Annotated in this window: 10 protein-coding genes; 3 read left to right on the top strand and 7 right to left on the bottom strand. The window is 72.0% G+C overall.

Annotated features, from left to right (window positions below; translation table 11 throughout):
- Positions 1-9: 9 nt before the first annotated feature.
- From ACFY1U_RS19680 to ACFY1U_RS19660, 5 genes are all read right to left on the bottom strand, one after another.
- Positions 10-1152 carry a SchA/CurD-like domain-containing protein gene (locus tag ACFY1U_RS19680; protein WP_390695382.1) on the bottom strand — a complete coding sequence of 381 codons (1143 nt, stop codon included), beginning with the start codon at positions 1150-1152 and terminating at the stop codon, positions 10-12.
- Between the two features lie 125 nt (positions 1153-1277).
- Positions 1278-1961: a class F sortase gene (locus ACFY1U_RS19675; protein ID WP_390695381.1), complete on the bottom strand. Its 684-nt coding sequence runs from the start codon at positions 1959-1961 to the stop codon at positions 1278-1280.
- A 266-nt stretch (positions 1962-2227) separates the two neighbouring features.
- Positions 2228-2761, bottom strand: coding sequence for a hypothetical protein (locus tag ACFY1U_RS19670; protein WP_390695380.1), 534 nt, complete (start codon positions 2759-2761; stop codon positions 2228-2230).
- Between the two features lie 162 nt (positions 2762-2923).
- Positions 2924-4630, bottom strand: a complete 1707-nt coding sequence (locus ACFY1U_RS19665; protein WP_390695379.1) for an FAD-dependent oxidoreductase — start codon at positions 4628-4630, stop codon at positions 2924-2926.
- A 174-nt stretch (positions 4631-4804) separates the two neighbouring features.
- Positions 4805-7714 carry a BTAD domain-containing putative transcriptional regulator gene (locus ACFY1U_RS19660; RefSeq protein WP_390695858.1) on the bottom strand — a complete coding sequence of 970 codons (2910 nt, stop codon included), beginning with the start codon at positions 7712-7714 and terminating at the stop codon, positions 4805-4807.
- A gap of 276 nt (positions 7715-7990) precedes the next feature.
- Between ACFY1U_RS19660 and ACFY1U_RS19655 the strand changes: the two genes are divergently transcribed.
- From ACFY1U_RS19655 to ACFY1U_RS19645, 3 genes are all read left to right on the top strand, one after another.
- A complete protein-coding gene (locus tag ACFY1U_RS19655; RefSeq protein ID WP_390695378.1) occupies positions 7991-8710 on the top strand; it encodes an IclR family transcriptional regulator in 720 nt (239 codons plus the stop codon).
- A 264-nt stretch (positions 8711-8974) separates the two neighbouring features.
- Positions 8975-10165, top strand: a complete 1191-nt coding sequence (locus tag ACFY1U_RS19650) for a cytochrome P450 (protein ID WP_390695377.1) — start codon at positions 8975-8977, stop codon at positions 10163-10165.
- A gap of 157 nt (positions 10166-10322) precedes the next feature.
- Complete coding sequence (locus ACFY1U_RS19645) at positions 10323-11546, top strand: cytochrome P450 (protein WP_390695376.1); 1224 nt, start codon at positions 10323-10325, stop codon at positions 11544-11546.
- A gap of 27 nt (positions 11547-11573) precedes the next feature.
- Here ACFY1U_RS19645 and ACFY1U_RS19640 read toward each other — a convergent pair whose 3' ends face one another.
- A complete protein-coding gene (locus ACFY1U_RS19640) occupies positions 11574-12836 on the bottom strand; it encodes an MFS transporter (protein WP_390695375.1) in 1263 nt (420 codons plus the stop codon).
- A 128-nt stretch (positions 12837-12964) separates the two neighbouring features.
- Positions 12965-14758: an endo alpha-1,4 polygalactosaminidase gene (locus ACFY1U_RS19635; RefSeq protein WP_390695374.1), complete on the bottom strand. Its 1794-nt coding sequence runs from the start codon at positions 14756-14758 to the stop codon at positions 12965-12967.
- Positions 14759-14762: the final 4 nt, after the last annotated feature.

The raw sequence follows: 14762 nt of genomic DNA, 5'->3' as shown, positions 1-14762 counted from the left end.
GGGGGCAGCTCAGGCCTCGGGCGAGCGGCGGTCGGTGACGAGGTCCATGCGGGCGAGCCCGATGAAGCGCCCGAGTTCGCCGTGCCGTGGCGCGGACGCGTCGACGGGGAAGGTCGTCAGCTCGGCCAGTTGCGCGGGGTTCTGCAGGCCGAGGACAAGGGCGGGGTCGGCGGCCGCCAGCCCGCCGCGTACGTCGATCAGCCGTACGACGACGTCGTCGCGCTGGAAGATCGTGCTGCGCAGGATCGGGCTGCGCGGGTCGTCCGCGGCGACCTCGTCCCGCCGGGCCAGTGCCTCGGCCAGGCGCATGCCACAGCCGGGCCGGACCGGATAGGACAGGGCGTGCCGCTCCTCCCGCGGGTCCTGCTGCTCCAGCGTCACGTGGTGGACGGCGGGCAGTGCGGCCCGGGTGAAGAAGACGCGGGCGGATTCGGGGTCGTCGAGGTCCCGGTCCTGCTCCAGGTACGGGTTGATGGCCTCCTCGACGGCGCGCACCTCGGGTTGCCGGGCGACATGGCGCAGTGCCGCGAGCAGGTCACCGCGCACCTCGATGGCCCGTACCACCCGGTTGCCGTGCATGAACAGAGAGGTGCGGCACAGCCGGGTGGAGTCGTCGACCTTCGGCTCGGGCGAGGCGTAGTCGGCGAGGATCTTCGCGACCTTCTCCTCGCTGCCCGGTGTGACGGTGAAGGTGAGGGCATGCCGGATCAGGCCGTCGCCGATCCTGGGTGCCGCCTGGAGCCGGCGCTTGCCGTGCTCGCCGCCGGGTGCCGGGCTGCCGGTCTCGCGGACGATGTGGAAGCGCAGCGACCTGGTGTCGCGGACACAGCTGTGCAGCGGCTCCACCATCCGCACGTGCTCCTCGCTGTTGACCCAGGCGAGAAACGGCGGGGCGCTCTCCCACTCGCTGGTGATGAGCCATTGGGAGGGGTTCTCGATGGACTGGCACAGCTGGTCGCTCACATGTCCGGGGACGGAGGCGACCTGGTTGCACAGGAGCTCGTACGCCTCCAGGAACTGCTGCTGGGCTCCGTCGTAGACGTCCACCAGCAGGACGACCCGGAGTCTTGAGCCGTCGAACACGGACTGGGAGACCCGGGGCGACACCTGTCGGGCCGACGGATCGGAAACACGTTCGGACGTGGTCGTCATCCTGCGCACAACTCCTTCGGGGGGCGGAAGCGGACGCCGGCCGCGGGGCCGGGCGGCGTCGGCGTTCCTCGATCGTGTGCCCGTAGCCCGAAGCGCGCGACTCGTATGGCCTACGCGGGTGACGCTCAGACGAGGTGGGCGAAGACCACCAGGTTGTCCGTGTAGTCCATGACCGACCGGTCGTAGTTGCCCGCGCAGGTGATGAGCCGCACCTGGGCCTGGGGGGTGTCGTCGTACACGCGGTCGCTGGGGAAGTCGTCCTTCTCGAAGGTCTCCACGCTGTCGACCCGGAAGGTCGCCGTGCGCCCGTCGGCGCGCTGGACGTAGAAGACATCGCCCTTGGTCAGCTGGCCGAGGTTGGCGAAGACGGCCGCGGACGTCTTGGTGTCGACGTGCCCGGCGATGATCGCGGTCCCCGCCTCTCCTGGTGAGGCTCCCTTGGTGTGCCAGCCGACGAGGTTGGTGTTGTCGCCGGGGGGAGGCTGCAGCTGTCCGTTGGGGCCGAGGGACAGGCCCGTGAAGGGGGCGTCCACCCAGATCTTCGGGATGCGCAGGCGCACGGGCCGCGACCGGGGCAGGTGCTTGCCCACCGGCTGCCCTGGGGACATCGTCCCCGTCGGGGAGTGCCGGACGGACGCGGCGGACTGTGAGTGGGAGGCATCGGCGGAGTTGTCCTGGCCGCTGATCATGCTTGCTGCGAGCACCAGGCAGGCGGCGGCGCAGATCATCATCAGGCCCGAGCGGGGCACTCCCGGTTCGGTGGGCGCGGGCTGGTCGTCGGAGGAGGGAGAGGGTGGGGGAACTGCCATGGGAGAGCACCTCATTCAGGCACGGCGGCAGGGCGCTGAGCAGATCGGGCGCAGTCCGCTGCGGTGCTGCAGCGCCCTGAAGGGGCGCGGGGCCGCATCCATGTGCGGCTCCGCCGCGATGGGGGGAAGGAGCAGCCACGACGGCGCCGGAGACAGTCGACGGCCCGCGCGGCCCTTCCAGCGCGGCCCCCGGCGGTGCGCTATGCCGCGGCCGCCGCACGGGGCTCGGGTGACGGCCGCGGCTGCGCTATCGCATCGGGCACGGGTCAGGCCGCGCCCACGGCCGGCTTCTTGCGGCGCACCGCATACAGCCCGGTGGCGACGACTCCCAGCACGGCCAGCCCGCCCGCGGTCGCGGTCGGCGCCGCGAGCGCCCCGCCGCCGGTGTGCATGCCGCCGTGGGGCTTCTCGTGGTTGCCGCCGCCGCCCCAGGAGTCATTGCCGCGGCCGCCACCGTCCTCGTCACGGCCTCCGTGGTCGCTGCCCCACGAGTCGTCCCGGTAGGTGTCCGGGTCCGTCTTCGAGGCCCGCGAGCCGCCCCAGTCTCCGTCGTCGTTCACCGCGGTCAGCGCGCCACCGCCGGTGTGCACTCCGCCGCGCGGTTCCTCGTGCTTGGGCTGCTTGCCGTGCTCCTTCCCGTGCTCGTTGCCGTGCTCCTTGCCGTGTTCCTTCCCGTGCTCCTTGCCGTGCGAAGTACCGTCGTGATTCCCGTCGCCACCGTTTGCGAACGCGCCGGGCGCACCGATGGCGAGGACGGCGGAAGCCGCCGCTGTGGCCAGAAAAATGCGAGCAGAACGCATAGGAACGTCCTTCCGCCAAGGCCCGGCAGCTGGTACGTCATCAGCTGACTTGACCGGACCCCGACGTGAACCACCGTCAGTCAGGCGTCACCTCACCACCAGTCGGGACGATCACCTGGGTGACAGGCCCAAGGGTTGAGACAGGGGTTCCGCCGCGCGTGATCAGGTCAGTGACAGCACGGTCCTCAGGACCTGCCGCAGCACCGATTCGGCATCCGGCTCCGGGCCGGGCGACCGCCAGGCCACGAACCCGTCGGGCCGCACGAGCACGGCGCCCCCGGCCGTGATGCCATGCCGCTCCGTCCACTGGGCATCCCCGTCCGGTACCAGTTCGGCCCCGGGTCCGCTGCCCACGCGGTACGACCGGATCGGCACCGACAGCTGCTCGGCGAGGCGGCCGGCGGCCCGGTGCCATCCGCTCGGGTCGCCGGCGTCGCTGAGCAGGACCAGGGACCGTTCGTAGAGGTCGAGCGTGGAGATCCGTTCGGCTCCGTGTCGCACCCACAGGTGGGGCGCCCTGCTGCCGGGCTCGCCGGTCAGCTCGAGGTCCTCCGGAACGACCGCGCCCGCCGGGTCGGTGCCGACGACGGCGCCCTGCCGGTAGCGGTAGCCGAGGGCGACGTTGAGGATGCCGCGCCGGGGGCCGCCGCCGGCGTCGGGCGGCGGGGTGAACCCGGGGTGACTGTGCTCGGCCGACCGGTCGGCGGCTCGGGCGCTGGTCGCCTCCGCGACCGGGCGGCGCTCGGCGTCGTAGGAGTCCAGCAGGCCCTCCCCGGCCCAGCCGCCGAGCACCGCGGCCAGCTTCCACGCGAGGTTGTGCGCGTCCTGGATTCCGGTGTTGGAGCCGAAGGCCCCGGTGGGCGACATCTCGTGGGCCGAGTCTCCGGCGAGGAAGACCCGTCCGGAGCGGTAGCTGCGGGCGACGCGCTGGGCGGCGTGCCAGGGTGCCCGGCCGGTGATCTGCACGTCGAGGTCCGGTACGCCGACCGCGCGGCGGATGTGCTCGACGCACCGCTGGTCGGTGAACTCCTCCAGCGTTTCGCCGTGTTCGGGGTGCCAGGGGGCGTGGAAGACCCAGTTCTCGCGGTTGTCCACCGGGAGCAGGGCGCCGTCGGCCTCCGGGTCGGTGAGGTAGCAGACGATGAAGCGACGGTCGCCGACGACGTCCGCGAGGCGGCGGGAGCGGAAGGTGATGCTGACGTTGTGGAACAGGTCGCCGGGGCCGCTGTGGCCGATGCCGAGCTGCTCGCGGACGGGGCTGCGGGGGCCGTCGGCGGCGACGAGGTAGTCCGCGCGGACGGTGCTGTGCTCACCCGTCTCCCGGCTCTTGAGCACCGCGGTGACACCGGTGGGGTCGCTCTCGAACGACAGCAGCTCGGTGGCGAAGCGCAGGTCGCCGCCGAGCGCCGCGGCCTGTTCGAGGAGGACCGGCTCCAGGTCGTTCTGGCTGCACAGACACCAGGCGCCGGGGCTGAAGCGGGCCAGTCCGCCGCCGGGGTCGATCTCCCGGAACAGCCACTCCCCCGCGTCGCCGACCAGCGTGGGGGTCTGCAGGATGCCGTGGTTGTCGGCCAGGGTGGCGGCGGCCTCATGGATCGCCGGCTCGATTCCCGCAACCCGGAACAGTTCCATCGTGCGGATGTTGTTGCCGCGGCCGCGCGGGTGGATGGAGGTGCCGGTGTGACGCTCCACCAGCAGGTGGCGCACGCCCAGCCGTCCGAGGAACAACGAGGTCGACAGGCCGACCAGAGAGCCCCCGACGATGAGCACCGGGACCCTCTGGGTGTCCCGGCCGGCCCGATCGGCTCGTTCGTTCGTCACTCTCGCCTCCCGCGCATGGAGCCCCGCCGTCCGGCCGGGGATCCTCATGCATGCCCCGGGAAGCGGACGGCACCTCAGGCTTCACCCGCCTGTCACCCGGTGGGCAGGCCAAAGGACGGGGCAGGCGGCGGGTGAGTAGGACGAGCGGCGATCGGGCAAGCACGACACGCCGGACCGGGCCGATGACCGATGGCCCGAACGGGCGAACTGCCGTCGTGAGCGCTAGAGGGCTCCCAGCGGTGCCGTCGGGTCCGTTGCCTGCATCCGGAGTGTGCTGCGCAGGGTGTCGGCCTCGGGCAGGCCCAGTTCGTCGAACAGGTCCAGGGCGCGCCGCCGGGCATCGAGAGCGGGGCCGGGGGCGCCCGCCTCCTCGTGGGTGTCGCCGAGGTAGGTGAGGCCGATGGCCTCGCTGCGGCGGTCACCGGTCTTGCGGAAGAGGGCGAGGGCCCGGTCGTAGCACTCCACGGCGGTGGCGTGGCGGCCCAGGTGCCGGTGGATGTAACCGAGGCTGTCCCAGGTGTGGGCCTGGCCGCTGAGGTCGCCCGTCGCCTGGACCAGGGGCAGTGCCCGGCGGCAGTGGTCCAGCGCCTGGCGCAGCTCGCCGAGTTCGGCGAGGTACCAGCCGATGTCGTTGAGGGCGACCGCCTGGCCGCCGCGGTCGTGGGCGAGCAGGAAGTGTTCCAGCGCGCGGCGCGCGTGCTGCAGTGCCTCGCGGGGCGCGCCGTGCGCCCAGGCCATCTTGGCCAGGTTCTGGCAGGTTCGGGCCTGACCGGCGTGGTTGCCCAGCTGCCGGAAGAGGTCGAGGGCGCGGGTGAAGTGGTGGCGGGCGCCTTGCGGATCGCGCAGCTGGAAGCGGGCCAGTCCCAGGCCGCGGTGGCCGGCCGCCTGTCCGGCCAGGTCCTGGTGGTGCACCGCCGCGTCGAGGGCGGCGGTGTGGACGCCGGTGAGGGCCTGCCAGTTGCCCTGGCGTTCCAGGAACGTGGTCAGGGTTGCGGCGAACTGCCAGGTGTAGGCGTCGAAGCCGGGCCGCGGGCGCTCCACGGCGGAGAGCAGGACCGCCTGTTCGGCGGTCAGCCATGCCAACGCCTCGTCGGAATCGGCCAATTGGCGGGGCTGGGCGCCGGGTTCGGCCGGGGCGAGGGTCATCGGGTGGCGTCGCCGGGTGAGCAGGGCGTCAGCCGCGTACGCGGTGTGCAGGTAGTGGTCAAGACAGCGGCGGGTCGCGGCCTGTACGGCGGGTTCGTCGTCGTGCTCGGCGACCAGCTCGACGGCGTAGGCCCGCAGCAGGTCGTGGCAGGTGTAACGCCGCGGCGCGTGCTCGATCAGCAGATGGGCCGCGGTCAGTTCCGCCACCGGTGCCCGCACCTGGCCCACCCCTGTGCCGGCGAGGGCGGCGAGGGCCGTCAGGTCGGCGTCGGGGCCGGGATGCAGGCCCAGGAACCGGAACAGGCGTGCGGCCCGTGGGCCGAGTGTGCGGTACGACCAGTGGAAGACCGTCCGTACCTCGGTGGCCGGATCGCCGGTGTCCAGCGGGTCCAGGATGCGTTCGGCGGTGCGCAGTTCCTCGGCGAAGCCGGCCAGCGGCAGCGCGGGGCGGGTGGCGGCCCGGGCGGCGACGACCGCGAGCGCGAGGGGCAGCCCGGCACAGCGCACGACGATCTCGTCGACCGCGGCGGCCTCGGCCGCCACCCGTGCGGCACCCAGGCGGGCGGCGAGCAGTTCGCGGCACTCCTCGGCGGTGAGCAGGTCGAGGGCGAGCAGGTGCGTTCCCTCCGCGGCGGCCAGTCCGGTCAGCGCGCTGCGGCTGCTGACCAGGGCCAGACAGCCCGGCGCGCCGGGCAGCAGCGGGCGCACCTGATCGGCGTCACGGGCGTTGTCGAGCACCACCAGGACGCGCCGGCCGGACAGCAGGCTGCGGTACAGGCCCACCTGCGCGTCGAGTGACTCCGGGACACGGGTGGCGGGCACCCCCAGCGCGTCGAGGAATCCGCGTACGGCCCGGTCCGGGGCCAGGGGCGCGCCGCCGGGGTCGAAGCCGCGCAGGTTCACATACAGCTGTCCGTCGGGAAACGCCGGACGCACCTGCCGTGCCCAGTGCAAGGCCAGCGCGGTCTTGCCCACTCCGCCCATGCCCGACAAGGCCGATACGACCACCGCCGCCGGGCGTCGTGCGGCGTCCGCCAGCAGCGCGTCCAGACGGGCGAGTTCGTCGGTGCGCCCGATGAAACCTGCTACGGCCATGGGGAGTTGGGCCGGTGCGGTGTACGGGAGGCTGATGCCCGCAGGGGCCGGCCGGTGACCGTTGCCGGGGGCGGCGGGAGGCGGCCGGGTCGCCGCCGCGGCCGGAAGGGCGGGCACCGCCTCGTGCTCGTGCAGGTGACCTACGGGTTGCTGCCGAAGGATCTCCTGATGCAGCTCCCACAGCCGGCGCCCGGGTTCCGTGCCGAGCTCCTCCACCAGGCGCCGCCTGGTCTGTGCGTAGCAGCGCAGCGCCTCGCCGCTGTCGCCGGCCGCGTGCAGGGCCCGCATCAGGGCTTCCGCCAGGGGTTCGGTCAGCGGGTACTCGTCCAGCAGGTCGGTCAGCCTGTCCACGACGGCTGCCGGGTCGCCGCCGCGGATCTCGAGGTCCGCCAGCCGCAGGGCGGCATCCACGCGCTGCCTGCGCCAGGTCTCGCGCATCCGGGCGGGCCAGGTTCCCGGGAGACCGGCGAGGGGCTCGCCGCGCCACAGTTCGAGGGCTTCGCGCAGCAGCGCGGCTCGCGTCCGGTCGGGCTGTGTGTCGTCGCGCCCCAGTGCGGCGAGGCGATGGAAGCGGTGCAGGTCGATCCGGTCCGGGTCGAGGTCGAGTTGGTAGCCGCCGGAGCGGCGCAGCACCGGTAATCGTCCCTCGTCGACGTCCTCCAGGTGCTCGTCCAGCCGCCGGATGCGGGCGATGTGCGCGTACAGGGAGCGACGGGCACCTTCCGGCGGATCGGCGCCCCAGATCCGGTCGATGAGCATGTCGAGCGGTACCGGTCGGCCGGCGTCCACGGCCAACGCGGCCAGCACCGCCCGGCGTTGAGGCGGACCCAGATCCACCGGCGCTTCCCGCACCAGCACTTCCACCGGTCCCGACAGACACAGCCGCAGCATTGCACCCACCCCCCGTTCACATCTCATCCACGGTCCCCTCACCCCGGCGAACAGGGCGACAAGCTTTCGGCAAAATCTCGGCCCACCCGCGCCCCCCACCCTGACGTGAGCGGCGCCCGCGCCGGTCCGGCAGCACGGGGCATGCGCGCCCGCGACCCGCACAGTCACTGAACGGGGCTCACACGTGAACACGGGGGTTGACACGTGCATCGATCGAATACGGCGACTGCGTCCGCCTCGGCGCCTGCCCGGATCGGACCACTGAGCAGCGCGCCCTTGCCCGGTGCGGACAGGGCGCTGTCCGCGACGGCCGGACGCGGTGTCCTGGAGGGCGCCTTCGCCCTGCTGAACGCTCTGCGCCAGGAGGAGGGGGCCGGCGTGACCGTGCTGGCCTCGGTGTGCGGTCTGCCCAAGACGACCGCCTACCGGCTGCTCGACCAGCTCGTGGAGCTGGGGGCCGTCGAACGCAGTGCGGGCCACTACCGCATCGGCCCTGGCATGTTCCGACTGGGCCACCGCTGGCAGCCCCACCCGGGCCTGCGGTCGGCCGCCGAGCGGCCGCTGCGGCGGCTGGCGGCCGTCACCGGCATGACGGTCGGTCTCGCCGTGCTGCACCAGGGGCAGACGCTGGTCCTGGACTGGTCGACCACGGCGGACGTCCCGCCGCCGGTGCCCGACGACCGGCAGACCTGGCCCTGGTACACCGCGGCCGGCAAGGTGCTGACCGCCTGGGCCGAGCCCGGCCTGCCGCTCGGTCCGCTGCCCCGGGCCTGGCCGGACGAGGCCGGTCGGATCCGGGAGTACGGCGCCGCCTACGACCGGGAGGAGGTGCTGGAGGGGGTGTGCTGCACGGCCGTACCGGTGTACGCGGCGGACGGCGTCCCGGTGGCGGCCCTGAGCGTCCTGACCGACCCGGATCACCACCTGGAACGCCTCACCGACCCGGCCCGCCGCGCGGCGGCAGCCATCACGGCGGGCCTCGGACGCCGTCGCTGAGAGCTCGTGAACCAGCCCCGGTCGTCCAGTGCCTGCGATCACAAAGCGCCGGAGTACTGGCACGCGCCGCCACGCCGGCGGTCCAACAGGCGTGCCGGACGCCCCGGCGCAGGTGGCATGGGCCTCCCCGTGGCGCAGCCCAGGTCCACGAGTCGCCCGCCGTTCCGCTCAGCGGCACAGCAGGCGACAGCGCGGTGCCCGCTCACCAGGCTGTGTGCGTCGGCCGCAGGCCCGCACGCCGCACCACCACCTATGGAGGACCCCATGGAGTCGTCACCGGCACGTCCCGTGAACGGCGAAGGCCCGCGCCACCACAGCGGCGACCGGTTGGCCCTGCTGGCGGCGGAGTTCGACGGGGTGCACGACGTGTGGCGTTCGGCCATGGGCGCGGTGTGCCTGGCCGAGCCCGAGGCGGTCCGGGCGGTGCTCGGCAACCGGCACGGCGCCGTCGTGGAGACGTCCGACTTCTTCCACAACCGGCACGGCGTCTTCGGACCGCGCTCCGCACAGATCGCCATCGGCCGTGCGGCCCGTGAGCTGATGCGGCGTCATCTCGACGCTCACCGCGGGGAGTTGCCCCGGCTGGTCGCGGAGCGGCTCGCGCCGCACAGCGAGTGGCCGGATGCCGGGAACCTGCTGGTGCTGCGGCATCTGCGGGAGGTACTGCTGCACCGGGAGGCGCCGGCCCACCTGCACCGGACCGTGGAGGCGATCGTCGCCCGCGCGGTGCTGGCGGGCGCGCGACGGCGCCACTCGGCCGCCTCCCGTCTGCTCTTCCGCCGCCGTGCGCTGCGGGCCCTGCACACGGAGATGTGCACCCGCCAGGCGCGGCTGCGGCAGGACGGTGGAGGCGCCGGGCCGCGCGACCTCGTCGACGTCGTCGTCGACGGGGGCGGCCCGACGGCGGACCCGGACGATCTCGTCGAGGTCTATCTGTCCTTCCTGTTCGCCACGGTCGGATCGATCGGCTTCGCGCTGGGCTGGTGCGTCCAGCTGCTGGGCACGCACCCCGACCGCGCCGCGGCCGACCCGAGCTGGACCGTGCGCGAGGCGCTGCGGCTGTGGCCGGTGGCGTGGCTGTTCGCCCGCACCCCGAGCCGGGTGCAGGAGCTGGGCGGGACGCGGGTGACGCCCCGGGACCGGCTCGTGGTGTGCAGCTATCTGGTGCACCGGCATCCCGGGCACTGGGAGCGGCCCGACGAGTTCCTCCCGCAGCGCTGGGCCACGGGGGTGCCCGACGCCGCCTATCTGCCGTTCGGACACGGACCGCACACCTGCGCGGGCGCGACCGTGACCGTGCGGCTGCTGGAGGACCTCGTCGGTCTGCTCTCCCGTGACTGGCGCGTGTCGGTCGCCCCCCATGACGGCGACGGGCCCCAGGTGGGTCCGGCGCTGGCTCCGCCGCGGTTCACCGCGACGCTGAGCCTTCCCGACGGCTGCCCGGAAAGGAGGTGAACCAGCATGCGCGCGCTATACCTCAAGGCGAAGTCGGTCCTCAACATCCGACGCGAGTACGACTACTTCTGGTACCTGTACCACCACATCTGACCGGCCCCGCGCGGGGAGACGCCACTGGGCCGGCTCCCCGCGCCCCACGAGGGGAATGTGCACGATGACCACCCCGCAACACCCCGAGGACTTCCTGCGTTTCATGCGGATGCGCAGCGCCCAGGAGGACGGGATCTTCTGGGTGGACGACCAGCGGCTCGGCGTGTTCGAGCCGGAGGCGGCGCGCCATGTCAGCGCCACGAACTGGCACCGGTTCGTGATGCACGACCGCCTCGTCGACATGGTGCGCCGGCGTCACAGCCCCGAGATGCGGTGGAGCCGCATCCGTTCCGCGTGGCTGACCCAGCTGCACACGCTCGCGACGGCCGAGCACCACGGCCGGCTGATCGAGCGCATGGAGCGGATCATGGACGCCCGGGTCGGACAGGACGTCGACCTGTCCATGCTCACGCAGGATGTGACACTGCGGTCGCTGCTGCCCGTCGCGCTGACCGGCCTGACCTCCGGCGAGGCGGACCTGGTGCGCCGGGACCTGGAGATGAAGCTGCTGCGGCTGGTCTCGCCCGAACCCGGCAGCACCTGGCACCATCTGCGGTTCATCGCCGTACAGTTACGGTCCGGGCTGGTGGTCCGCCGGGTTCTGCGGCAGCGCGCCGACGGCCGGCGCCGGCGCGAGCCGGACCTCGCCGACCCCTTTGTGGATCTGCTGCCGGAGCTCGGAATGGACCGCGCGCTGGACGTCGTCACCGCCGTCCTGACCGCCATCGGAGGCCCGCCCGGCACCGCCGCCGCGAGCCTGCTCTACGAGTTCGTCCGGCATCCCGAGTGGCAGCAACGGCTCTCGGAGGAGCTGTGCGCCGTGGATCCGGCGGAGTTCCGCACGGCGCCCACCCAGGTGGCCCCGGTGACCCACCGGTTCGTGAAGGAGGTGCTGCGGATGTGGAGCCCGCCGCTGCTGCTGGTGCGGCGCTCCAAATTCGCTTTCGACCTGGGGGCCACCCGCCTGGAGCCGGGGCAGTGGTATCTGCTGAGCCCGCACTTGATCCACCGTAACGAGCGGATCTGGAAACAGCCCGACGTCTTCGATCCGGACCGTTTCCTGCCGGGCGCGCCACACGGCCCGGCGGACCGCACCTGTTATGTGCCGTTCGGCTGGGCGCCGAAGAAATGCATCGGCGCGAATCTCGGCACGGTCCAGCTGATGGCCCTGTGTCACCTGCTGTGCACCCGCTACCGGCTGGTTGTGGAACGGCCGGAGGACATCACCATGGCGCTGCGGTTCGCGCCGGTGCCGGAGAACTTCCGCGGTCGGCTGGCCCTGCGCTAGGCCGTGGGCGCGTCGATCGGTGTTCCGCTAGGCGGTGTCGGCCGTTGCCGTGCTCGGGGCATGCGTACCGGTGCTGCCGAACCGAATGCCCTTGGCCTCCTTGCCGACGGCGCTCAGGACGATCACCACCGCCAGGGCGGGCACCACGGTCCACGACATCGCCGCGGGATAGCCGTGCCGCTTCGCGATGGCCTCCTGGATCGGCAGGTTGAGGGCGGCGATCAGGTTCCCCAACTGGTAGGTGACACCCGGGTAGAAGCCCCGGATGGCATCCGGGCTCATCTCGGTCAGATGCGCGGGGATGACACCCCAGGCACCCTGCACGCACACCTGCATCAGGAAGGAGGAGAGCATCAGCCAGCCCACGGCGGTGGACAGCACGAAGAAGGGCACCACGGCCAGGCCCGCGGCGGCCGCGACCATGATGGTGCGACGGCGGCCCAGCCTCTCGGAGTAGGCGCCGAGCACCATGCCTCCGATGATGGCGCCGATGTTGTAGACCACGGCGATGGAGATCGCGGTGTCCGGGGACAGGCCCAGGCCCTTCTTGACGAAGGTCGGGTAGACGTCCTGGGTGCCGTGCGACATCCAGTTGAAGGCGGTCATCAGCGCGACCAGATAGACGAAGCGCTTGAGCACCGCCGGGTTCTTGAACACCTGGTAGGCAGGGGTGCGGTTGAGCGCCACGCTCTTCTCCCACACCTCGCTCTCCTCCACCCGGGTCCGCACCCACAGCGCGACGAGGGCGGGGACCAGGCTGAAGGCGAACAACCCCCGCCAGCCGAAGGCCGGTTCGATGCCGAAGAACGCCACCGCGGCGAGCAGATATCCCAGCGAGTAGCCGCTCTGCAGCAGCCCCGACCAGAAACCGCGCCGCTCGGCCGGGATCTTCTCCATGGCCAGCGCCGCGCCCAGACCCCACTCGCCGCCCATACCGATGCCGTAGAGCAGACGCAGCACCAGCAGCACGGCGTAGTTGGGCGCGAAGGCGCAGGCGAACCCGACGACCGAGTAGAAGCAGACGTCGACCATCAGCGGGAGCCGTCGGCCCTTGCGGTCCGCCCACATGCCGAAGAGCAGGGCACCCACCGGGCGCATCACCAGGGTGGCGGTGGTGAGGAAGGCCATGTCGGTGAGGGAGACATGGAAGTCGTCGGCGATCTCGCTGTAGACGAGGACCACCAGGAAGTAGTCGAAGGCGTCCATCGCCCAGCCCAGGTAGGCGGCGACAAAAGCATTGCGCTGGTCTTTCGTGAGACCCGATGCCTGCTCGCGGACGGTCTTCAGCATGCCTGCCCTTCCCACGGCTTCGCAGGTGAGGCTAGGTCGGGGCGGCCCAGCGGGCAACGCAAGCACAGGCAAAGTGCAAACCACAATTCCACAAAAACGCAAGGCAGTTCACCTGCGACGACCGGGCGTCAGCAGGTCTGGTGCACGTAGCCGCTCGCGCCCTTGGGCACAACCGACTCGTCACGGCGGACGATGCTCAGGGTGCTGCCCCAGTTGGTGCACGCTTTCGCCATGCCCTTCGCCGTGTACTCGACCACGAGCACGTTGTCGCCGTATGCCTCTGCGAACTCTCCGCATTCGTTCCACTCGGCGCACTCCTCGGCCACGGCGAAGTCCAGGTCCACGGACGCACGGTCGGACAGGAGCTCCGCGGTGTTCTTCTGGGCGACGGCCAGGCCCTTGGCGTGGGCGTGGGCGGACAGCAGCTTCATCAACGCCTCGGCCTCGCCGGCCTTGAGGTACTCCGGGAAGCGCGTGAAGACGTCGTAGTTGTCGGGCTCCACGGCCTTGTACCCCTTGGCCGCGCACTCGTCGATCCAGCCGTTCAGCTTGGCCGCGATGCGCTGCCGCTTGGCCGCCGTGCGGATGTCCAGAACCGCCTCGCCGCCGTCCTTGTCGTAGACGATGTCGGCCTTGGCGTCACGCAGCAGCAGGCCGGAGTTCCAGTCCCGCTCCTCGCCCTTCTGTGCCTGGAAAGCGTCGATGTTGCAGATGTTGTAGACGCCCGGCGCGGGCTCGCTGTCGTGGTCGCGGCTCACAACCCGAGCACCGGCCGCCAGGGGGTACGCGCCGCCGATCTGGTAGTCCCACCGCACATGCTTCGGCGGCAGGGTCACCGTGGCGGCAGACTCCTTTGAACCCGCAGACGGGGAGGCGTCGTCGTGGTGCGACCCGAATCTCACCGCCGCGATGCTCACTCCGGTGACCGCCAGGGCGGCGGCGATGCCGATGAGCACACGCCGCCGGCGTCCGTGACCGGTCCGGGTTCCGACCCCTTCCGTCCTCCCCTCGCCTGCGGGCGGGCCCGGAGCGAAGGGGTGGGTGCGGGAGGCCCGGCGGTCGGCTTCCGCGGAGTCGGGCACTCCCGGTGCGGCCGGCACGACCGGCGGTACGTCGGAGTCCGGCAACTCCCGGAGCATACGGTGGAGTTCGTCGAGGCCTGGCCGGGCGGCCGGGTTCTTGTCCAGGCAACGCTCGGCGATGCCCCGGAGGGGTTCGGCGACGCCGTTGAGGTCCGGGGCCTCGTACATCACCTGATAGCCCGTCAAGTACGGGCTGCTGCCGTCGAACGGGCGGTTTCCGGTGGCCGCGTACACCAGCACCGAGCCCAGCGAGAAGACGTCCGAGGCCGCGGTGACCTCACGCGGCGCGGCGAACTGCTCCGGAGACATGAAGGGCGGGGTACCGATCAGCCGGCCGGTCATGGTGAGGGCCTCGTTGTCGACGGCGTACGAGATGCCGAAGTCGATGACGCGGGGTCCGTCCTCGGCCATCAGGACGTTGCTGGGCTTCAGATCGCGGTGCACCATGCCCACCCGGTGGATGTCCCGCAACGCCTCGACGAGACCCAGCGCGAGCACACGCAACGCCCGTCCGCGCAGCGGGCCGTCCTTGGCCACGGTGTCCGACAGCGTGCGGCCAGGGATGTAGAGCGTCGCCATCCACGGCCGTTCGGCGTCCGGATCGGCGTCCACCACCGGCGCGGTGAACGCGCCGCTCACCCGGCGGGCCGCGGCGACCTCCTGCCTGAAGCGCGTCCGGAACTCCTCGTCCTGCGCATACGGCGCGTGCACGACCTTGACCGCGACCTGACGTCCCGAGTCCGAGCGCCCCAGATAGACGATCCCCATGCCGCCACTACCGAGCCGGTCGAGCAGCGCATAGCCGCCTATGGACTCCGGATCGCCGGGGCTCAGCGACATCGCG

Origin of the sequence: Streptomyces sp. NPDC001351 (assembly GCF_042896045.1) — a bacterium.
GTDB lineage: Bacteria > Actinomycetota > Actinomycetes > Streptomycetales > Streptomycetaceae > Streptomyces.
Note: the sequence above shows the minus strand (reverse complement) of the source record. Positions and strands in the feature narration are given on the sequence as shown.

Coding starts and splice junctions, on each gene's coding strand:
- ACFY1U_RS19670 (WP_390695380.1), bottom strand. CDS start 2,761: ATGCGTTCTGCTCGCATTTTTCTGGCCACAGCGGCGGCTTCCGCCGTC.
- ACFY1U_RS19645 (WP_390695376.1), top strand. CDS start 10,323: ATGACCACCCCGCAACACCCCGAGGACTTCCTGCGTTTCATGCGGATG.
- ACFY1U_RS19650 (WP_390695377.1), top strand. CDS start 8,975: ATGGAGTCGTCACCGGCACGTCCCGTGAACGGCGAAGGCCCGCGCCAC.
- ACFY1U_RS19635 (WP_390695374.1), bottom strand. CDS start 14,758: ATGTCGCTGAGCCCCGGCGATCCGGAGTCCATAGGCGGCTATGCGCTG.
- ACFY1U_RS19640 (WP_390695375.1), bottom strand. CDS start 12,836: ATGCTGAAGACCGTCCGCGAGCAGGCATCGGGTCTCACGAAAGACCAG.
- ACFY1U_RS19675 (WP_390695381.1), bottom strand. CDS start 1,961: ATGGCAGTTCCCCCACCCTCTCCCTCCTCCGACGACCAGCCCGCGCCC.
- ACFY1U_RS19680 (WP_390695382.1), bottom strand. CDS start 1,152: ATGACGACCACGTCCGAACGTGTTTCCGATCCGTCGGCCCGACAGGTG.
- ACFY1U_RS19665 (WP_390695379.1), bottom strand. CDS start 4,630: ATGAGGATCCCCGGCCGGACGGCGGGGCTCCATGCGCGGGAGGCGAGA.
- ACFY1U_RS19660 (WP_390695858.1), bottom strand. CDS start 7,714: ATGCTGCGGCTGTGTCTGTCGGGACCGGTGGAAGTGCTGGTGCGGGAA.